21 protein-coding genes and 2 pseudogenes are annotated in these 19,842 nt (G+C 46.9%); 11 read left to right on the forward strand and 12 right to left on the reverse strand.

Translation table 11 applies throughout. From position 1 onward, the window contains the following. Nucleotides 1-23: 23 nt before the first annotated feature. The 4 genes and pseudogenes from moaA to D0A34_15080 all read left to right on the forward strand — a co-directional run bounded on the left by moaA (nucleotide 24) and on the right by D0A34_15080 (nucleotide 2,267). Nucleotides 24-1,013: a GTP 3',8-cyclase MoaA gene (moaA, locus tag D0A34_15065; protein ID UNU20020.1), complete on the forward strand. Its 990-nt coding sequence runs from the start codon at nucleotides 24-26 to the stop codon at nucleotides 1,011-1,013. A 168-nt stretch (nucleotides 1,014-1,181) separates the two neighbouring features. Then, nucleotides 1,182-1,670 carry a hypothetical protein gene (locus tag D0A34_15070; protein UNU20021.1) on the forward strand — a complete coding sequence of 163 codons (489 nt, stop codon included), beginning with the start codon at nucleotides 1,182-1,184 and terminating at the stop codon, nucleotides 1,668-1,670. Then, on the forward strand, nucleotides 1,663-2,103 hold the full coding sequence (locus D0A34_15075) for a hypothetical protein (protein UNU20022.1): 441 nt from the start codon (nucleotides 1,663-1,665) through the stop codon (nucleotides 2,101-2,103). Before D0A34_15070 ends, D0A34_15075 begins: the two co-directional genes overlap by 8 nt. Before the next feature lie 53 nt (nucleotides 2,104-2,156). Further along, a pseudogene (locus tag D0A34_15080) lies at nucleotides 2,157-2,267 on the forward strand (cyclic pyranopterin phosphate synthase MoaA). A 52-nt stretch (nucleotides 2,268-2,319) separates the two neighbouring features. On the opposite strand, the gene D0A34_15085 reads toward D0A34_15080, so the two are convergent. Next, nucleotides 2,320-2,607, reverse strand: a complete 288-nt coding sequence (locus D0A34_15085; GenBank protein UNU20023.1) for a hypothetical protein — start codon at nucleotides 2,605-2,607, stop codon at nucleotides 2,320-2,322. Between the two features lie 199 nt (nucleotides 2,608-2,806). Between D0A34_15085 and D0A34_15090 the strand changes: the two genes are divergently transcribed. Next, on the forward strand, nucleotides 2,807-3,250 hold the full coding sequence (locus tag D0A34_15090) for a hypothetical protein (protein UNU20024.1): 444 nt from the start codon (nucleotides 2,807-2,809) through the stop codon (nucleotides 3,248-3,250). A gap of 163 nt (nucleotides 3,251-3,413) precedes the next feature. Here the strand turns inward: D0A34_15090 and D0A34_15095 are convergent, their stop codons facing one another. From D0A34_15095 to D0A34_15115, 5 genes are all read right to left on the reverse strand, one after another. Beyond that, complete coding sequence (locus D0A34_15095; protein ID UNU20025.1) at nucleotides 3,414-3,704, reverse strand: hypothetical protein; 291 nt, start codon at nucleotides 3,702-3,704, stop codon at nucleotides 3,414-3,416. Nucleotides 3,705-4,580: 876 nt separating this feature from the next. Beyond that, the gene (locus D0A34_15100; GenBank protein UNU20026.1) at nucleotides 4,581-4,826 is read right to left on the reverse strand and encodes a hypothetical protein; all 246 of its coding nucleotides are present in this window, start codon (nucleotides 4,824-4,826) and stop codon (nucleotides 4,581-4,583) included. A gap of 155 nt (nucleotides 4,827-4,981) precedes the next feature. After that, entirely contained in the window at nucleotides 4,982-5,248 is a 267-nt protein-coding gene (locus D0A34_15105; GenBank protein ID UNU20027.1) for a hypothetical protein, read from the reverse strand. Between the two features lie 125 nt (nucleotides 5,249-5,373). Next, a complete protein-coding gene (locus tag D0A34_15110) occupies nucleotides 5,374-6,606 on the reverse strand; it encodes a class I SAM-dependent methyltransferase (GenBank protein UNU20028.1) in 1,233 nt (410 codons plus the stop codon). Nucleotides 6,607-6,880: 274 nt separating this feature from the next. Next, the gene (locus tag D0A34_15115; GenBank protein ID UNU20029.1) at nucleotides 6,881-7,105 is read right to left on the reverse strand and encodes a hypothetical protein; all 225 of its coding nucleotides are present in this window, start codon (nucleotides 7,103-7,105) and stop codon (nucleotides 6,881-6,883) included. A gap of 183 nt (nucleotides 7,106-7,288) precedes the next feature. Between D0A34_15115 and D0A34_15120 the strand changes: the two genes are divergently transcribed. Continuing rightward, complete coding sequence (locus tag D0A34_15120) at nucleotides 7,289-10,078, forward strand: photosystem I reaction center subunit X (GenBank protein UNU20030.1); 2,790 nt, start codon at nucleotides 7,289-7,291, stop codon at nucleotides 10,076-10,078. Nucleotides 10,079-10,660: 582 nt separating this feature from the next. Here the strand turns inward: D0A34_15120 and D0A34_15125 are convergent. Together D0A34_15125 and D0A34_15130 are read right to left on the reverse strand one after the other, a co-directional pair. Next, nucleotides 10,661-11,065, reverse strand: a complete 405-nt coding sequence (locus tag D0A34_15125; protein UNU20031.1) for a hypothetical protein — start codon at nucleotides 11,063-11,065, stop codon at nucleotides 10,661-10,663. A gap of 207 nt (nucleotides 11,066-11,272) precedes the next feature. Further along, nucleotides 11,273-12,607: a DUF839 domain-containing protein gene (locus tag D0A34_15130; protein UNU20032.1), complete on the reverse strand. Its 1,335-nt coding sequence runs from the start codon at nucleotides 12,605-12,607 to the stop codon at nucleotides 11,273-11,275. 895 nt (nucleotides 12,608-13,502) lie between these two features. Between D0A34_15130 and D0A34_15135 the strand changes: the two are divergent. Next, nucleotides 13,503-13,955, forward strand: a pseudogene (locus D0A34_15135) (type 1 glutamine amidotransferase domain-containing protein). A gap of 93 nt (nucleotides 13,956-14,048) precedes the next feature. Here D0A34_15135 and D0A34_15140 read toward each other — a convergent pair. Beyond that, nucleotides 14,049-14,252 (reverse strand): hypothetical protein, encoded by a 204-nt coding sequence (locus D0A34_15140; GenBank protein UNU20033.1) that lies wholly within the window; start codon nucleotides 14,250-14,252, stop codon nucleotides 14,049-14,051. Nucleotides 14,253-14,515: 263 nt separating this feature from the next. Between D0A34_15140 and D0A34_15145 the strand changes: the two genes are divergently transcribed. From D0A34_15145 to D0A34_15155, 3 genes are all read left to right on the forward strand, one after another. Next, nucleotides 14,516-15,880, forward strand: coding sequence for an ATP-binding protein (locus D0A34_15145; GenBank protein UNU22313.1), 1,365 nt, complete (start codon nucleotides 14,516-14,518; stop codon nucleotides 15,878-15,880). Nucleotides 15,881-16,057: 177 nt separating this feature from the next. Beyond that, complete coding sequence (locus D0A34_15150; GenBank protein UNU20034.1) at nucleotides 16,058-17,035, forward strand: shikimate dehydrogenase; 978 nt, start codon at nucleotides 16,058-16,060, stop codon at nucleotides 17,033-17,035. Between the two features lie 107 nt (nucleotides 17,036-17,142). Beyond that, nucleotides 17,143-17,574: a hypothetical protein gene (locus tag D0A34_15155; protein UNU20035.1), complete on the forward strand. Its 432-nt coding sequence runs from the start codon at nucleotides 17,143-17,145 to the stop codon at nucleotides 17,572-17,574. Nucleotides 17,575-17,832: 258 nt separating this feature from the next. On the opposite strand, the gene D0A34_15160 is transcribed toward D0A34_15155, so the two are convergent. From D0A34_15160 to D0A34_15170, 3 genes are all read right to left on the reverse strand, one after another. Continuing rightward, nucleotides 17,833-18,120: a YggT family protein gene (locus D0A34_15160; GenBank protein UNU20036.1), complete on the reverse strand. Its 288-nt coding sequence runs from the start codon at nucleotides 18,118-18,120 to the stop codon at nucleotides 17,833-17,835. Between the two features lie 254 nt (nucleotides 18,121-18,374). Then, the gene (locus D0A34_15165) at nucleotides 18,375-18,698 is read right to left on the reverse strand and encodes a hypothetical protein (GenBank protein ID UNU20037.1); all 324 of its coding nucleotides are present in this window, start codon (nucleotides 18,696-18,698) and stop codon (nucleotides 18,375-18,377) included. A 198-nt stretch (nucleotides 18,699-18,896) separates the two neighbouring features. After that, nucleotides 18,897-19,271 (reverse strand): YkgJ family cysteine cluster protein, encoded by a 375-nt coding sequence (locus D0A34_15170; GenBank protein UNU20038.1) that lies wholly within the window; start codon nucleotides 19,269-19,271, stop codon nucleotides 18,897-18,899. A 349-nt stretch (nucleotides 19,272-19,620) separates the two neighbouring features. Here D0A34_15170 and D0A34_15175 point away from each other — a divergent pair, with 349 nt between their 5' ends. Then, entirely contained in the window at nucleotides 19,621-19,761 is a 141-nt protein-coding gene (locus D0A34_15175; GenBank protein ID UNU20039.1) for a photosystem II reaction center protein Ycf12, read from the forward strand. The last annotated feature ends 81 nt before the right edge of the window (nucleotides 19,762-19,842 follow it).

Below are 19,842 nucleotides of genomic sequence, written 5' to 3' on the forward strand. Positions count from 1 at the left end.
AAATAATATTACAAACTATTGACATGGATACCGTAGACTACCTTCGGATTAGCTTGATAGACCGCTGCAACTTCCGCTGTCTCTACTGTATGCCGGAAGGTAGCGAGTTGGACTATGTATTGCAGCAGCAGTTGTTAACTCACTCGGAATTGCTAACTCTGCTGCGGGAAGTTTTTATACCCGTGGGATTTACCAAGTTTCGCTTGACGGGAGGGGAACCGCTGCTGCGGCCTGGGGTGGTGGAATTAGTGAGGTCGATCGCATCTTTGCCCGAAACCCGAGATTTATCCATGACAACCAACGGATTTTTGCTGGCGGGAATGGCGGAAAATCTCTACAATGCTGGTTTGCGCCGGATTAATATTAGTTTGGATTCGTTGGAACCGGAGACTTTCGACAAGATAATTGGCAGTCGGGGACGATCGCGGTGGACGCAGGTTTGGGAGGGAATTCAAGCGGCTTATCAAGCTGGATTCGACCCGCTGAAACTGAATGTTGTGGTAATTCCGGGTGTGAATGACAGCGAAATATTGGATTTAGCGGCGTTAACAATTAACCGGAATTGGCACGTTCGTTTTATTGAGTTTATGCCGATCGGGAATGGGGATTTATTTGGCGATAAAGGTTGGGTAGCTTCAGCCGAATTGCGGCAACAAATTAACGACAAATACGGGTTAGCCGAGTCGGGAGTGCGCGGAAATGGGCCGGCAGATGTGTTTCAAATTCCGGGGGCGAAGGGCACTTTAGGCTTTATCAGTCAAATGTCCGAGTGTTTTTGCGATCGCTGCAACCGGATGCGTTTGTCTGCTGACGGGTGGCTGCGGCCTTGTCTCCTGAACGAAACTGGTCAAGTTGACTTAAAAACTGCTCTCCGCACCGGGACTCCTCTCAGCGAATTGCGCGATCGAGTGCGGCACATATTAGAGATTAAACCGGAGATTAATTTCAAGCAGCGAGATTCGGGAACTACTCAAGGAAGTTACAGCCGCACAATGTCTCAAATCGGTGGGTGAACTGCCCGAAATCGATCGCTCTTTTTGTTATGTGGGGCCGAGGGGCGATTCACGCTCGGGATAGCTGCGCTTCAGGTACTTGGGCAAAAATGGGCGATCGATCTTTGTCAACTCTGTATCGATAATTTATTTGCTACACTTAAGACATCATCCAATTTTGTAAGCCAGATGAACACCATCTCGATCGCCATTTCAGACCGGCTGATTCTGAAGCTACAAAAAGTTGCTGCTGAGATGAATGTATCGATTGAAGAATTAGTCTTGATGAGCATTGAAAGCTCAATCGCGCAACGAGAAAATCCCGCAGCAAATACCGAGCGAGATATCTTCAATAAAAATGCTGAAATTTCGATCGAGGTAATTGACAAATTTTATACTCTTGCTACGGAATGGCAAAGTGAAGTTGCGGGAATGTCTTCGACAGCTCAAATGTCTCAGCATCCTGCATATCAGGAAATTATTAATATGGGATCTAAAGTCGTGCCGCTGTTGCTATCGGAACTGAAAAAAAATCCCCTTTACTGGTTAGCTGCATTGAATGCAATTACGGATGAAAATCCCATTAAACCGGAACAAAGGGGAAGGGTAAAACAGATGGCATCAGCTTGGATAGAGTGGGGTAGAGATCGAGGCTACGCGATTGAAGAGAATGTATAGAAGACCGGAACTTGAAATTAAATGGCCTAACTTGTCTCGCACTGATTATCGAGTTACTAACCAAAAGTCACAGGAATATAATTGCTTTGCATGGGCTGCTGGTGAAGAAGATCGCTGGTGGCAACCGATACCTGGAGAGCAATTCTATTGGCCAGAAGGCGTGCCGCAAGAGGAGACTTTAGACGCATATATTCAGGCTTATCAAACACTGGGATATGAACTTTGTAATGGTGATATATTAGAAGCTGGATATCAGAAAATAGCAATATATGTTGACTCTAGCGGTATCCCAACTCATGCAGCTAGACAGTTACCTAATGGTAAGTGGACAAGTAAACTTGGATGGTTAGAAGATGTTGAACACGAATTGGATGGATTGACAGGCGACAGGTATGGAGTGGTCGGTCAAATTCTTAAACGTGCGATAAATTAGGGAAAGGCGATCACTTTAGCTCAACCCAATTTACAAATAATTATATTAAATGCGATCGAGTGCGGCAGATATTAGAGATTAAACCGGAGATTAATTTCAAACAGCGAGATTCGGGAACTACTCAGGGAAATTACAGCCGCACCATGTCTCAAATTGGCGGGTAATTGTCTTTAGGACTTACGCATGGGGCCCAGAAACCGGGTTTTTTTTACGCAATTACTTCGTTTTTACGGACAGATTAGGTAAAAAACCCGGTTTCTTTGTCGGAGTGCGTCCAGGAGTGTATCTATCTGCGGCAAAAGCAAGGCAGGCTTTGATTTCTGCCGAAGTTAGTAGGGTTTTCCACCAATAAGACTCCAAAATTGGCGGCAGTCCGATCGACACGGGGCGATCGTCTCGACATCTCCGACGGCTGGCACGGCTGCCACGGCTCCAAAATTGCAGGATAGACTCGCTGTTGTGGGGTTTTGGGGTGATTTTGGTGAGGACAGGCACGGCTTGCACAGTCGCACCATAAGGACTGCTACGGCTCGGGCTGTCGCAGTGGTAAGGCTGGCATGGTTGGCAAGTTTGGCGATCGTCTCGCTGGCACGGTCGGAGCGGTGGGAGTGTTGGTAAGGTTGGAGCGGTTGCGGGTCTAGCTTTTTTACGTTAAACCTTCAGGTGTATAGGGTTTTTTGGTCATGTGAGGTATATAGTTTTTATGTTCAAAAATCTTTTGATAGGTCTAATCTTCACTGCCGGGGTTTTATTACCTTCTTTTTGTGGTGAAAGCGTTGCTACTCCGTTGCTCCAAGTTCAAAATCCCAACACATATCCAGAGGCTGACAAAAATGGAGACTACCACATTGTCAATGGAAAGAGTGGAGTCATGCCTTGGGTGTGGGAAGTCGTAGATCCAGAAGGTTTGAATGTTCGCTGGCAAGATAGGACTGGTCAAAGTAATCGAATGGATATGATTGATTTGCCTGTTGATAGGATTATGCCCACTGGAGAAAGATTTGATGCTGTTGGAATTTTTCTTGACCGACGGGGAAAACCTTGGCTATGGGTGGGAAGCCATTCATTCGGTCGAACTCGCTACTGGGTCAGAGCTAATACAAATTATGTCCGACCGATTCAAAGAATTAATCGCGACATAAAGTGATTAATAACTGTTATAAATGTTTGATGTTTTTTAAAATCAGGGATAACGAACAAAACCCATTACAGGTAAAGTGTAGTGGGTTTTGTTTAATTTCACCCTTATTTCAAGGATGAATTACGGGTTCAGAAACATATTTAAAATGGTTAGATAATCTGAGTTAAAACTAAAATCCTGAAGCCTTTATAACTTCTTCATAATGCTCTTTTACAGCGTATATAAAAGCGTTGTATGGGGAAGAACTTTCTGAACAGTCAACAAACGCCGTATGCTGAACACATACAACTTTAAAGCAATCGTTATTATTTATGAAATTGGCTTCATCTGGGTCTAGCCAGATATACTCTCCGACTGCTGGGATACGTGTGAATTCACACACGAAGTTTACTATGGTATTTTTTGGGTTTCGGATATATAAAAGGACTTTTCCGGTCATAATAGATTCCTTCAGTGGCATAACTTATAGTTGTATCGTAATTTTGGTACTTCTGTAAAGACACGCAGTTGTAGATGTTTGACGCTTTGAATCAGGAAATTACCGTTTCCTGATTTAGTAAAGTAACGTGCCTGATATTTGTTGGTCTTCTTAACTGGTTCCCAGGCTAGAGCCTGGGAACCGAGATCCAGAGGCTCTGCCTCGCTAACGGATAAAAATAAAAACAGGAGGCAGAGCCTCATGGAATGCGTTCCCAGGCCTTAGCCTGGGAACGAGCAAAAAGTACCAGAGTGCGAGTCCTGCCTCTACCATTCCCACCACTACGCCCTAGTCTTTATACATTAACACGGGTATCCCTACTATGATGAAGATCACAATTTTTTATGATAATAGTCACAGATAAAAATAACCTGATTTTAGGATAATATCAAGATAACAATGATGCTCGTAACTAATGCGAGTGAAAAATAAATTATATGTCAATAATCGCTCCTGTAATTGGCTGGTTATTAGTAGCTATTGGTGGGATACTTGGTGGGATAGAAGTTGGGGGAGTTGCTGGCGGAACAGCAGCTATTTCAATAGAGATAGTTTTTTTTGCTATTACTATTAATATGAACACAAGAAAATAATGGTTTAATTGTTTTAACGGCTTTATGATGCGACCGAACTACTACTGTATAAATTAAGTGCGTGGGCGCGATCGCACGAAAGTCAGTAAAGGAATAAGATTAAACTGAGATGTTGCACCATTCTCAATTACTTTAACTGGTTCCCAGGCTGTAGCCTGAGAACCGAAATCCATAGGCTCTGCCTCGCTAACGGATAAAAATAAAAACAGCAGGCAGAGCCTCATGGAATGTGTTCCCAGGCTCTAGCCTGGGAACGAGCAAACACCTACGCTTTGCGCTTCCGACGGCGAATCAGCACACTCATCACTTGCTTCGGATTGGCTGCACGCTGTACGGGACTCCAATCGCCGACTTCGGCAAATCCCAGGCGGTACAAAGTGAGTATGGTTTCCCTGACACCCTTGGGCGAACCTGTGACCGTTACACACACCACATCCTGTTCCGATTCTGCTGCTGAGTCGTCATTTGGGCATTGGGATTTGTTGTCGTCAGGCAAGAATTCCTGTGACATAATTATGTTCTCCTGGTTTTGGGTTTTCTAGAAAAACCCAAAAACCCAGCCGCCCCGCATTTCAAGACATAGCAGGGCGGCTACAGAGGATGTTAAGATACTCCGTTAGCCTCCAGACTGCTGATTCCAGTTTGGCGGTGAGCTGTCCATTGCTGTTACCAGCAGCTTTGGGCAGTGCAACTAGATTTTTGGGCGACGCGGGCTACTTCCTCTACAAGCAAAGCAACCTCTAACTTCAAAGCGTAGCCGCAGAGGGGGGCCTGTGTCAATCCATTTGGGATTTTACCGAAAGTCAGTAAAGAAGTAAGATTAAACTGAGATGTTGCACCATTCTCAATTACTTGTTTAGGAACAGGCAAGATGCCTGTTCCACAAGAAAATTCATCTCTTGTGGAATGGGCCGGAGAGCCGGTTCTTGACAATGGTGCAAGATTTAAGATTAAAGGAACCGCGAGGCACGCGGACGCGAAGGAAGAGAAAGAAGAAGATGCAGTTATTCCTTCGCGCTCTTGGCGTCTTCGCGGTTCGTTCAAATAATCAAAAAGCCCTATAATTTCGGTGTTAGCAAAATGAGCTGTTTTGATAAGATCGATCGCACTTCATCCAATCCCATCTCCACATCCGCCAAAATCTCTCCTATGCTTTTGCCAGACGGCCTTCCCTCTTTCTCCCCCCCTTGATAAGGGGGGGCTGGGGGGGGTAAACAACCTTGCAAAAACTCAAATTCCGCATTTGACAAATTGATCAATTGGTAGTTGCAATCAAACACTTGCTGGCTCGGCCAACCGTGCATACAACCACTCAACTCTGGAATGGCCGCCAAAAGTGCCTTATCGTCCGACCAATCAATTTTATTAACAGGCTTTTTCCCCAAGAAAAACTCGTAATGAGTGATTTCCGTATCTAACAATTCAATTAATCGATAAAGCTCCCGTTCCGTCAAACCCTGAGCTCTTTCTATCAATTCCGGCGCTTTACTCAAAAGTCTTTCTAACTGCCAATATCCCGGATTTGAAAAACCGATAAATTCCAATCCCGAAGCGTCAATTAACTCGAACAAAGTCTCAATATTGTAGTCAATTTCCTGCGGGTGAACGTACATATCAGCAAAACATTCGTCCCGCCGATTTTCTCCTGCCCAACGCTGTTTTTCGTACTTGACAATACGGTTGTTTTCTGGTAAAGAAGCAAAGATTTGACGACCGACTTTCACACCATCGGGATAGTCACCTTTTTGCGGGCCTTGGAGAACTGCGATCGCCCTTTGCATGAGTTGAATTTCCCAGCGTCCGAGTTCAGCATACACAAAAATGTGCATCAAACCACCCTCCGCCAACTTCGCCGCCAGCGCTTGAATGCCCCGGATCGGATCGGGTAAGTGGTGCAGCACGCCGACGCAGTTGATCAAATCAAACTCGCCCTCTAACTCGGCGGCATCGTACAAGCTGAGGTGGCGAAAATCTGCTTCACGCGCTCCCGAGCGCCGACAGCGTTCTTGTGCTACTTTCAAAGCACCTTCACTCAGGTCGATCGCCGTCACCGAAGCTTCAGGATTGAGGTGAATCAGATAATCTGTACTCGAACCAGTGCCGCAGCCAGCATCTAAAATCCGAATATCCAGTTTTGGCGGCTTTTGCCCGGTGCAAAAATTGTAAGCATCAGGCCAACTCCAGCGCCAGTTGTACCCAGGCGGCGGTTCATCTGACAAAGGATCGGGGGGGAAAGGGAAAGTATCGTAAAGCCGCCGCACGGCAGCGCTGATATCAGGCGTAGTATCCATAGGTGAGGTAATAGTGCGTGGGTTTGGAGATTGGTTGTCAGTAGCTAGGGGGTAAGGGCGCTAGGCCATGCACTTCTAATGCTTCGTTACGCGCAACAAAAATCGCGCCTCACTGGCGTTGAGAAGCCTCAAACAGAGGGATCGGGCGATCGACCAACCCATGACTGCCAAGCCCTGACAGCTAGTGCGTAATAAAACTTATCATTTTTTCTCATATACGCTCTCTTAAATCTATACAATAAATCTCGGCAGGCTTTTTAACAAACGAGGACTGTCAATAACCCACCGCTGAGCTTTCGGGTAAAGCGGAGGCGTCTTTAAGCAGAAAGTTAAACGCCCAGAAAAAGGCAGAAGAAAATTTTTGATTTTCTTTTCCCTTAATTGACGGCACTTGCTGCAATCGCCCAAAGGCAACTCTCCTGCCGAGTCTTTTTTTCCACGGGTATGCCGGCGGAGCGCAGCGGAGGGAGTACCCCGTGCCTGCCTTCGGATCGGACATTTCCCGGCAGGCAGAAAGATGAAACCAAAACATTTTAATCTAAGAAAGTAAGCGCGCCCGAACCTCCTGACGGGTAAAGGCAAAAAGTAAACAAAGCAAAAATACCTACTTTGCCCTGCATGAGAAGGCAGGGTTAGTCTGGGTAAATGCTACAACGATTTAGATAGGGAGCGAAGGAGTCTAATGACTGTAAAGGCAAGTGGTGGAAGCTCAGTTGCACGTCCGCAACTATATCAAACTGTACCAGTCTCAACAATTTCGCAAGCAGAACAGCAAGACCGCTTCCTACAGCGGGGCGAACTCAGCGAACTGGCAAGTTATTTCAGTTCAGGGGCTCTGCGGATCGATATCTCTGCGACGCTGACCAAAAACTCGGAACTGATAGTATCCCGCGCAGCCAACCGGATTTTTACCGGCGGTTCCCCGCTGGCATTCTTGGAAAGACCACAAGAACCTGCGATGGCTTTGGCAGGGGCGGGTCGTGGCGGTTCGGCGAATGTCTCTGAAGGCATGAAACTGGGAACTGTCACCTACGTTGAAGGTCGCGCAGGCGGCGGCAACGGCGGTGGCGGCGGCAACGGCGGATTTTTGGGGCTGGGAAATCTGTTTTTTGGCAACGGTGGCGGCTACAGCGGCCCACTCCCTGCAGGATTTCAGCCGATCAATGTCTCGCGCTACGGCCCGGGCAACATGACCAAATCTCTGCGCGACTTGAGCTGGTTTTTGCGCTACATCACCTACGCAATTGTCGCTGGCGACCCGAATATTATTTCGGTGAACGTGCGCGGATTGCGGGAAATCATCGAAAATGCTTGCTCTTCGGCGGCCACAATTGTGGCAATGCAGGAGATGAAGGCAGCATCCTTGGGCTATTTCAAAAACAATGCAGAGGCCGCGGCGATCGTCGGACAGTATTTCGACGTAGCAATTACCGAATTCAAAGCTCCCACACCTTCAGACAAGGTGCGGCAGCGCGAAAGCAACGACCAGCAAGGCCTGCAACTGCCTCAAATCTACTTCAACGCAGCCGAGCGACGGTCGAAATTCGTCATGAAAACCGGTCTGTCTTCGGTCGAAAAGCTCGAAGTAATCAAAGCAGCTTACCGCCAAGTATTCGAGCGCGATATTACCCGCGCATACAGCCAAAGCATTTCTGACTTGGAATCCAAGGTCAAAAATGGCGAAATCTCGATGAAAGAGTTTATTCGTCGCCTTGGCAAATCTCCTCTGTACCGCAAGCAATTCTACGAGCCGTTTGTCAACAGCCGTGCTGTAGAATTAGCCGCTCGTCACTTCCTAGGTCGCGGTTTGAGCTCGCGGGAGGAATTTAGCAAGTATTTTGCGATCGTCACCAAAGGCGGCCTGGCAGCCCTCGTAGACGCAATGGTTTATTCCCAGGAATATTCCGACTACTTCGGCGAAGAAACCGTGCCTTACCTGCGCGGTTTGGGCCAAGAAGCTCAGGAATGTCGCAACTGGGGCCCGCAAATTGATTTGTTCAATTTCAGCGCTCCGTACCGCAAGGTGCCTCAGTTCATCACCTTGTTTGCAGATTACACTCAGCCGCTACCAGAACAGCACGTTTACGGTGTTGGCAATGACCCCTTAGAAATTCAGTTCGGCGCGATTTTCCCGCAAGAAACTCGCAACCCCAAGAGCCGTCCCGCTCCCTTCGGCAAGGACACCCGCCGCATCCTGATCCGTCAAGGTGCGGGGATTGAAAACCAATTGAGCAACCCGGCGGCTCGTGGTAAGGCTCCAGGCTCTCTCGGCCCCAAGGTCTTTAAATTAGACCAGTTGCCGGGTGCCTACATTGCTCCCAAAAAAGCCAGTGGTCGCGGTGCTTCTGTAAGCAGGGGCTACAACAATTCTGCGAGCGTCAAATTTACCGAAAGTTCCACCCAAGCGATTATTCGGGCAGCTTACCTGCAAGTGTTCGGTCGCGACGTGTTCGACGGTCAGCGCCAAAAGGTGGCGGAAATTAAGCTGGAAAACGGCGAGATTCCGATGCGCGAGTTTATTCGGATGTTGGCGAAGTCTGACGTGTTCCGCAATATGTACTGGAGCAAGCTGTACGTTTGTAAGGCGATCGAGTACATTCACCGCCGACTCCTGGGACGCCCTACCTACGGCCGTCAGGAAATGAACGCTTACTTTGACATTTGTGCTAAGAAGGGTTTCTACGCGCTGGTCGATGCCATCCTGGACAGCACGGAGTACAACGAAGCTTTTGGGGAAGATACAGTTCCCTACGAGCGCTATGTGACTGCCGGTGGTTTGTCGATGCGCACGATGCGATCGGGTTCCGTCGCTGAGCAAAATGTCCAAGCTCAGACGCCCGAAACTCCTCGATTTATCGAACTCGGCACTGCGCTCGATCGGGGCGAATTCGAGTTACAAAATAGCCTCGCTCAAGGTGTCAGCAAGCGGCGCGAACAAACTAAGGTGTTCAAGCTGACGACTACTTCGGACAAAGTAGCTTTGAAAACTTTAATTCAAGCTGCTTACCGTCAAATTTTTGAGCGCGACATCAACCCCTATGTTGTGAAGAATGAATTCACGGCGCTGGAAAGCAAACTGGGCAACAATGAAATCAATCTCAAGGAGTTCATTGAGGCTTTGGGCTGCTCGTCGCTGTACGTCAAACAATTCTACGCACCTTATCCCAATACTAAGGTGATTGAGTTGGGAACCAAGCACTTCTTGGGCCGCGCTCCCCGCAATCAAGCGGAGATTCGGACGTACAACCAAATCTTGGCAAGTAAAGGGATTAAGGGCTTTATCAACGCGATGTTGAACAGCGTTGAATATGCCGAGGCGTTTGGCGAGGATACTGTTCCTTACCGTCGCTTCCCGACTCTGCCGGCTGCGAATTTCCCGAATACCGAAAGGCTGTACAATCAACTCACCAAGCAGAATGATGATTTGGTGGTTCCAAGCTTTGAGCCAGTAGCTGCTACTGACAGAAGCTAGATTGATTTGAGGTTTGAGATGTTAAATTAGCAATAATTTAACATCTCAAATTAGTTGAAGGGCTGGTGTAATTGCCAGCCCTTTTTTATGACAGGTTTGTAGTTGCGCTGTCTTGATTAATTTTGAATTTTTAACCGCTGATGAATGCTGAGGAAGAGGATATTATACCAGTTGTCATTAGGATGAGGTACAGGCTCAGAATGCCCAAAAGAAGAAGTTCCTCGTTTGGGGTGTACTGCATCCAATTGCCAACCGCTATAAGTTGAGATGAGAACTCAACCAATGCGTATCAACCTGCAGCCCGTAGAAATCTCTAGAAGCACTTGTACTACGCAGCTCTCAGCTTGGTTTTGACGTGACCGCATTTAGCCAATTTGATTATTTGCTTAGATAATGTAGAGGCAACTTATTTATATAGAGGTTGCTTACTACCAAGGTTTGTCACCGTTAATCGGCTAGGCTAAATTCATTCTACATGGCATAAAGACATCTTGTAAATGTAAGTGATTGTTAGCAAATATTAGAAAAAGTCTTACAGTTAATCAACCCTTTCTTCCCTTCAAAATCTAGTTACTTCCTTGCTCAGTCGTCAAACTCAGAGCAGTAATATTTAGGAGCCAAAGCGTTAAGCGCATCAACTTCAGCATTGCCTTGAGGTTGCAGCAAGTCGATCGACATTCCCGCACTCAGCGCATTACATATCCCGCGCGCACGTTCAATAGCGGCTTGGGGATTTCGCTGAACGCGAGACACGGCATCGGATGAGGATGAATTGAGCCGTTTGCTCAAGGATCGTTGATAACTATTAAGAAAAGCCTGGTCATTGGGCTCTAAAGCGATCGGGCGGCCTCTGCCACTACTTCCACAAAGCTTACCTAAGTCGATCGTTCGACCATCACTCGTCTGTATATAGCAAACATAATCAACGGGTATTTGAGCGACTGAATCCCTAGATTGAGATAAATCAACGCCAAAGGCGATCGACATCATTACCAGAGTATAAAACACTCGTTTCGACTGGCGGACATATTGCACGACTCTTCAAACTCCCACAAACCGTTAAACTTTCATAGGCTTATAGAGAACCCACACCGGATGTTGCCACAATCCGGCGTGATTCACCATCTTCTGCATAGTGCGAACATAAGAGCGTTTTACAGGCAAATAAAATGCTCGCACTATAAGGCAGTAATGTTATGCTCCTCGTTGAGAATTCCAAGGGCCCCAAATGGCAAACGTGATGCCTGGGGTTTGGATATTAACGAACATAGTTCGACCATCCGGCGAGAAGCAGGCTCCGGCAAACTCGCTATCGTTGATAGCATTTTTTGCCAGACGATACAGTTCCCCGTTGGGAGTTACGCCCACCACGAACTGCTCATCAGCGCCATCTTCGCAAATGATCAGATCACCATAAGGTGCCACAACAATGTTGTCAGGACCATCGAGTTCGTCAGCCGATTTAGCCTCAACAAAAAGTTCGATCGTATCTCGATCGGGAAGATACCGCCAAACCTGACCAAATCCGTTCGGTCTGCCATTGGCGTCAACAGAGCCACCGTTTGTACAACAGAAATAAACTTCACGATTGCCGTACCAGATGCCTTCCCCACGAGCAAACTGGGCAGCACCTTTACCGAAACCTTCAACCCGTACCGTATCCGTAGCAGGGTTAGGATTGTCAATTGTCACCCATTCCACTGGCATCGGTTGGCCCTTGGGAAAGCCTGCAAAAGTCTTTGCCTGAGGCATATTCTTAATCTTCAGCGCTTGCAGAGTGCCCCCTGCGCTTAAATTGTTCCGTTGAAATGGGATAAAGCGATACAAAAGGCTATCTCTTTGGTCTTCAGTTTCGTAGACAATTCCGGTTCTGGGGTCGATCGCCACCGCTTCATGGTTAAACCGTCCCATCGCAACTAAAGGTACGGGATTCACAGGAACCGTTGCCCGAGCCGGAACTTCAAAGTTGTAGCCGTGAGATTTGGAGACATTTCTCGCATCGTTTGGTCTATTAGTCGCCACAGTCGAGGTATTCTCCTCGCAAGTAATCCAAGAACCCCAGGGAGTCGGACCGCCCGCACAATTTCGATAGGTGCCACTAAGTGAAGTGTAGTGGTTGACGAGCTGACGATTGGGGCCAACCTGTAGTGTGGTTGTTCCGCCTTTGCAAAGAGGATCGTAAGGATTGGGACCCACAACTTGTGTTGTAGAATTCGGGCTCAGTTCGTGATTGCGAACCAGAATCACCGTGTTTTGGGGACCTGGGAAAGCCGCCATGCCATCGTGACCACCGGGCACAGGGGAACCGTCGCTCATCATTTCGCCGGTTCGTGAAAAAGCCTGATACTGAAACCCACGGGGTAAATCTAACAATCCATTCGGATCGGGTACGAGGGGCCCATACCCTCCTCCAAATACTGATTCACCATTCGCCTTTTTGGCATAAAGTGCTTGTAGAGGAGACATCATCAAAGTGCCAGCAGCACTCGCTCCTGCCAAGGTAAAAAACTTTCGTCGTGATAGTTGCATCAGCTTTTCCGGTGAATTAAACAAAGCATACTAGACCTGCATCAAGGTCAAGATAAGGTTGGTTTAACTTCTCATTAAGGTTGTTTCATAATTGTTCAATGTCAATCCCAGCGGCTCGTAATTGCGCCGCTAACCGGGCTGTTCGTTACTCTATTTTTTCAGCCAGTTGACATTTTTATTCAGTAGTAATTTGAAGGCTTAACATTACCTTAATCGGCTTTTTTCAAGAGATTTTTATAAAAAAATGTAGGTTTATTAACTTGTGAATAATTAGGAGAATTTCCTAAAATTTCTGACCACCATGTTACCTCGTTTTGTTGTTAATTCTGACGTTATATATTTTTTTAACAGCTTCTATTTGTGCAATATTTACCCCAATAAGAGCGGTTGCACATTCTACCCCACTGGGCGGAAATCAAGTATTTATACAAAAATGGCAGATTGAGATAGTGGTTGGCAATTGGATAAAGTACACCCCAAACGAGGAGCTTATTCTTTCCGGCATTGTGAGCCTGTACCTCATCCTAATGAGAACCGTTATAAAGTCCTAATTCTCTTCGCAAGCAGTGCCTGGGAATACGGATTTTGCCGCTTAGCCTCGCGTTGAGAGAATTATTAAAATTAGTAAAATTCTAACATGGGTTTGATTTTTGGCAACTGTCTTTCAGATTTCCGAAAAGCTAGCCAAATCCGATTAGTAACAGCTTGTGCAGGTTTGAGGACAAGGATCAAGCGATTTTTTTTCAGGCAATTTCACACAAGTAGTCGGGAAGAACGCTCAAGCCAAATCCCGAGGCACCGGCTTGTCTAATTGCTCTTAAATCGGGAATAATTAGTTTGGGATGAACGTCAATTTTTCTGCGAAATACAACTCTCCAAAAGTGGCGGGCGGCCGGTGGCGCGAGTGGAAAATACTCTCAATCCTGCACAAATTGACCCCGCAGAATATGGCTCTATTTTCTACGCTGGGGGACAGGCTACAATGTGGGATTTTGCTGATAACCAGTAACTTGCTGGGATTGCTGTTATTTAGGAAGCAGGTGGCATTGTCGGTGCAGTCTGTCACGGGCTGGCGGCGTTAGTTAATCTTAAGTTGTCCGAGGGTGACCACCTGATTGCAAATAAGACTGTGGCTGGTTTTACTAATGAAGAGGAAGCCGCTGTGGGACTGGCTGAAATACGGCCGTTTTTGCTGGAGTCGAAATTAATTGAATACGAGACTAATTTTAGGAAAGTTCCTAATTTTCAAGTTGGCGTTGTGGCGAGCGAGAGGCTCGTCACAGGCCAAAATCCCGCTTCGGCAGCAGGTGTCGGTCACAAAATGGTAGAATTGATCAAAAATAAGTAGATCCCAAAAAAATATCACACCGAGAAACCCGGTTTCTTACACAACACCTTCGCGCCTAAGTCAAAATGCTCTAAGAAAGTAGGTTGGGTTGAGTCACTCGTACCCAACGCCATCAATTTTAGATTTTACATTTTTGCTCCCATCTAAAATAGCCAATCTAAAATCTTTTGTTGGTTTCGCTCCCCTAGGGTTCAAATTACAAGGTATTATTAAAAAAACCTGGTTTATGGATACCTGATTTCTACCTGCTTTTTCTTCGGTTAACCGTACTTCAAGACTCACTTTAGTGGAGAACATTACTGTCATTTTTTCGTCGGTGAGGTCAATGAAGTTGCGCTCGCTATACGAGGATAAATTACTGATTTATGGGAGGTTTTAGTGAGTTTTATTTATTCCCAGGGCCCAAAATAAAGTATAATTTGGGAGTGCTGATTTAGGCAGGCATCAAGATATTGATTGCTCCGTAAAACAGCGGAATCACCTGAGAAGTTGTGCTGATAATTACCCTAGCGAAACGAATAAGCTATTAGGGCATAATGTTGTGAAAGATGGAACAGGGTATGGAACTAAATTTACAGAAATTTTATAGCGCCTGCAATCCCAGCTACACCCTGGCAGTAGCAAATCAAAAAGACCGACAATACTATATCGATTTCTCTTCAGTGCGGGGCGGCACAATCGTCGAACAATTGGAGCGCACCATCAGCCGTCTGTCCCCCGATGCACCTACCTGTCAATTATTCACCGGTCACATCGGCTCTGGTAAATCAACTGAATTGCTGCGGCTGCAAGCTCAATTGCAGCAACAAGGATTCCATGTTGTTTACTTTGAGTCGAGTAAAGACTTAGACATGGCAGATGTAGATATCACTGACATTTTGTTGAGCGTTGCTCGTCAGGTGAGCGAAAGCATTGAGAAAATGAAAATCAAGCTGCAACCGAGGGGTTTTAAAGCTTTGCTCAAAGGGGTTGCTGATGTTTTTCAAACTCAAATAGACTTGAGCGCTGAAGCTAATGTCCCTGGTGTTGGGGAAATAAATGCCAGCACAGAGGGAGAATTTTCTCTGGCGTTGGGAATTGGCAAAATTACTGCTAAAGCGAAAGATGCTCCGAATCTGCGATCGGAGTTGAGGCAATATTTGGAGCCGCGAACTAATGTAATTTTAGATGCACTGAATAAAGAGTTGCTGGAGCCGGCTAATCAAGAACTCAAACGCCAAGGGAAACAAGGACTTGTAGTAATTATCGACAATCTCGATCGCATACACCTGTGCGCGAAACCGACGGGGCGGCTTCAGCCGGAATACCTGTTTGTCGATCGCGGCGAACAGTTGGCAAGACTAAATTGTCACGTCGTGTATACAATTCCTTTGGTGCTGATTTTCTCTAACGATTTGGGCCAGTTGACCAATCGATTTGGGGTAGATCCGAAGGTTTTGCCGATGGTGCCGGTGCAGTTTAGCGACGGTTCTGAGTGCTCTGAGGGTCTGGAATTGCTGCGGCAGATGGTTCTGGCGCGGGCTTTTCCCACAGTGCACCCTTCGCAGCGCTATGCTTTGGTGGGCAAAGTTTTCGACTCTGCGGAAACTCTCGATCGCCTGTGTCGAGTCAGCGGCGGTCATGTCCGCAATTTGCTGCAACTGCTGTATAGCTGTCTGCAGAAACAAGACCCTCCTCTGTCGCGGGAAACTTTGGAAAATGTGATCATCCAGCGCCGCCACCAGCTTACTTTGGCGATCGAACCGGATGAGTGGCAATTGCTGCGCCAAGTATCCGCTACCAAAACTGTGACTGGGGAAACTAAATACCAAATCTTGCTGCGTAGTCTCTGGGTGTTTGAATACCGTTACGGCGAGGATTATTGGTTTGATGTCAATCCGATTTTGGCGGACGCCAAAGAGTTTCGGGAAACAGTTGAGAGTTGAGAGTTGACAGTTAACAGTTGAGGGTTTACAGTCACTCGGCGAGGAAAATCGCTTCTGCACCAACGAAGTTCACTCCTAGCCGACTAAAGAATAAGGGCCCAAGTGTAGCAGGATGTGGTATGAAAACTAACGAAACTCAACAGTCAACCGTTAACAGTCAACAGTCAACTAACAAAAATGATTAAAGGCACTACTAAACTGTTAGGAGTAATTGGTCATCCCGTCGAACATTCTCTGTCGCCGGCGATGCACAATGCTGCTATTTCCCACTTGGGAGTCGATTTTGTTTACCTGCCGTTTCCCGTAAAACCAGGGGATTTAAAAGCTGCTCTTGCAGGATTTGCGGCGATCGGCGTTCGGGGATTTAGCATCACGATTCCGCACAAACAAGCAATCTTACCCCTGTTGTCGGAAGTTTCCCCGATCGCCCGAGCGATCGGCGCAGTCAATACCGTATACCTGAGTGACAAAGGTTGGTGCGGCACAAATACTGACGTTGAAGGCTTTCTCGCGCCGCTGCAAACCCCCCCAACCCCCCCTTACCAAGGGGGGGCTAAAGACGCGACCTCTCCGTTAGAAAGGGGCAATACGGCTGTCGAATCCTGTCCCCCCCCTTACCAAGGGGGGGCTAGGGGGGGTTCCGATTGGAGTCAGAAAGTAGCGGTAATTTTGGGGAATGGTGGGGCGGCGAGAGCTGTTGTGGCTGGATGCGCTCAATTGGGATGTGCAGAGATTCACGTTGTCGGCCGCAACGAACAAAATTTAGCGGAATTTCAGCAGAGTTGGATCAATTCTCCGATGCCCGTGCAGAATTTGCAGGTGCATACTTGGGAGAATTTATCAATGTTAATCTCGCAGGCAGATTTGCTGGTGAACACGACGCCTGTGGGGATGTATCCGCAGGGGGAAAAGTCGCCGGTTGCGGAGGGTGCGCTCGATCGAATTTCAGCAGGTGCGATCGTCTATGATTTAATTTACACCCCTAATCCTACCCAGTTTCTCAAAGATGCAAAGCTTCGGGGAGCGCGAGCTATTGACGGACTCGAAATGCTAGTTCAACAAGGAGCAGCCGCCTTAAAAATTTGGCTGGATAAAGAATCCGTCCCAGTCCATGTGATGCGCCAAGCCTTGCGACAGCATTTAGGTCTAGACTAATGCCATTTCTTCAAAAAGTAGCTGTAGGTTTCCGAATTCGTATAAGTATAAATTTGAGGCTAAATTCGCGCTAAGCTGAGAATTAAAATATACTTCCCCCGCCATTTATGAAATTTCGAGCTATCAGCCTTTTTTTTGCTACTTGCCTAATCGGAATTTTTAGTTTGGTATACACTCCACCTGCTTGGGCTCTGACGCAGATTAAACTTTCCGACCTTTCTTATCGCGAATGTCCGGCCCAAATGGGAGAAGGAACAGTCACCAGTGGCAGTTCGATGGAAGCTACCTGCTTTTTGATTACTGGGAAAGCTGAAAATAGCACCGGCAAACCAGTTGTCAATGCCGATATTTTCGGCCGCATTTATGATGCCGACGACAATCCGGTGATGCAAAATCGCACTCGCTTGGGTTCTATAGAAGAAGTTCCTCCCGGAGTTAGCGATTTTCAGCTCAGAATTTCCGTTGCCGCCAATCAACGAACACCTTTGAAGCTCAAGCAATTTAAAGCTACAGGTTTTACTGGCGTGGTTCGCCGTTAACAAAACTATTTAAGATTTTAGATTGCTGATTTGAGATTTTGGGTTGGCTGTTGAGAAACCGCGATGCAGTTTTCGATTGTAGATTTGAGATTTGAGATTGTTGAGTGGCTGGCAATTTCTCATTTCTCATGTACGATGAACTCCCCAGCTTTTCAACCGGGGAGTTCATCTAAAAATCTCAAATCTAAAATTTAGTGGCCGGCAGCTATGTCTGCCAAACAATTTACGCTCGATGCTTAAAAACTTAAGCTTTTCAAACTACAAGGATGTTTGCAAGCTGGTCAAAAGACCGATCAAGAATTCCGAGCCGAACTGAAGTACAAAAAAGGCAATCAGTGGCGAAAAGTCAATCCCTCCCAAGGGGGGGATAATCGATCGGAATAGATTCAGGTAAGGATCTGTTAACTGACTCAAAATCGAAAACGGGGGGTCGTACCAATTGATATTGGGGAACCAGCTTAACAGCACCCGAAAAATCATCAGGACTAGATAGATTTGCAGAAATGTCGCTAGCGTGGTTGCCAAAAGGCCTATTGAAGAACTCATAAATTTTGCTTGTACTTTGAGTAAAGTTTACAGACACTTTAACTGTGAGTTTAGCATAGCTGGGGGAGTGACAGAGGAGGGAGAGGGGGGAGAGGGGGAGCATCAGGCTTTTTACGGGCGGGCAAGATAGGATACCCACCCCACAATAAAATTCACTCTTGGTAAAACAGGCTCAAAAGCCAGTTCTTGAGAATGGCGCAAGATGTTAGTAGCCCCCATTGAGCTGCCAGACTAATCTAAAATTTTAAATGGATTCAGGAGTCTGGAGCGATCGAACCCTCGTTGCCCGGCGCCGGCGCGTTGCCGTTTACGTCGCCGAGTTGCAGCCGCACGTCATCTATTGCCTGATTTAGCTGGGCAATTTTATCTTCTAAACTCAGCCTTGCTACTTCCATCCCGTCGGCTTCGAGTTGGCTGGCTTTCCTCTGGCGGATTTTTCTGGTTTTTGCGTCTGAAGGTTCACTCAGCAAAGCTTCAGCAGCGCGCCGCGACAGCACCGCGCCCAAAACTGCACCCACCAAGCCGCCAAGGGCAGCTCCGGCAATAAATCCCCCTGTAAAACCCTCTCGATTACTCATAGCTCAACTCAACTGCGCGATATTTCCTTATTTTGTTTATTTTGACACTCTCCCGGTGAGAAACCGGGAGAGTGTTAGTTGTCAGGTAGGCGTTGCACCATTTGAAAAGGATGCTTGTGGGGTGTCCCGCCTGCTGTGAAAATGCACGCCTTCGGGTTCATTGGCCCATCCCACAAAACAATCAAAATCATCCCGCAATTATGCAACACCGTCAGGTAAGGCGAGAATTCCGACTTCAGAGTTAAAGCGGATCATTTCCAAAGATCGATCGCCATAAAGGTCTTCAATGTGTTCCAAGCAGCAGTCGATCGCGAAATCGTTCAATTGGGCCGGCTCAACGCCGTACATATCCTGAAACACCTCTGAGTCTACCCGACAAAAGCGCGGTCGATCGCCGTAAATTCCGCATTCTCGGGTCGCTTTGTCAAAATTGATACACCAACCGTCATCTCCAACTAAGCTCAAATAGAGCGATAATTCGTCTTCAGATAAATACTCGTCTAAGTCGGGGCGCTCTGTTGGGTCGAGGTAACAACAAGCACCGCACTGCTTTACGCAACGCCAAGTAGCCATAGTTTGATTTTAGATTTTAGATTTTAGATTTTAGATTTTAGATTCGGAGCATAATCGGGAAAATGCCAAACTTTAGGAGATTGGGGCTCTTCAAGTATATCAATTGCCAGCGCCGGAGGCAGATCTCCTCTAGGGGCCTTCGATTTTAGATTTGAGGTTTTAGATTCCGCTCACTTTCGGGGAAGGGGCATCAAATCCCTGGTTTGGTGTCACTGAGAGGTCGATCGTAGTTTACATTTTGTTGAATTTTGTAAAGTTCCTTAAAAAATATGGTCGATCGCCCGGTAAAATCAGAAGCGGATTTTCTAATTCAACAATCTAGACTTAATCACTACAGTCAGGAGGACACATGGACTTTATAACCGATCTTTTCAGTGGTATGGCTGGTGTAGACTACCAACTCATTGTTCAGGTAGCTTTAGTTGCAGCCGTCGTGCTTTCGGGCCCGATCGTGATTTTTCTGTTGGCAGCTAGAGGCGGCGACCTGTAATTATAGCACGCTCCGGGGCGATCGAGAGTTGGGAGTTTTGAGTTTTAAATTATTCAAAATTCACAACGCTCGATCGCCAAT

Source organism: Microcoleus vaginatus PCC 9802 (genome assembly GCA_022701275.1).
In the GTDB taxonomy this organism is placed as follows: domain Bacteria; phylum Cyanobacteriota; class Cyanobacteriia; order Cyanobacteriales; family Microcoleaceae; genus Microcoleus; species Microcoleus vaginatus_A.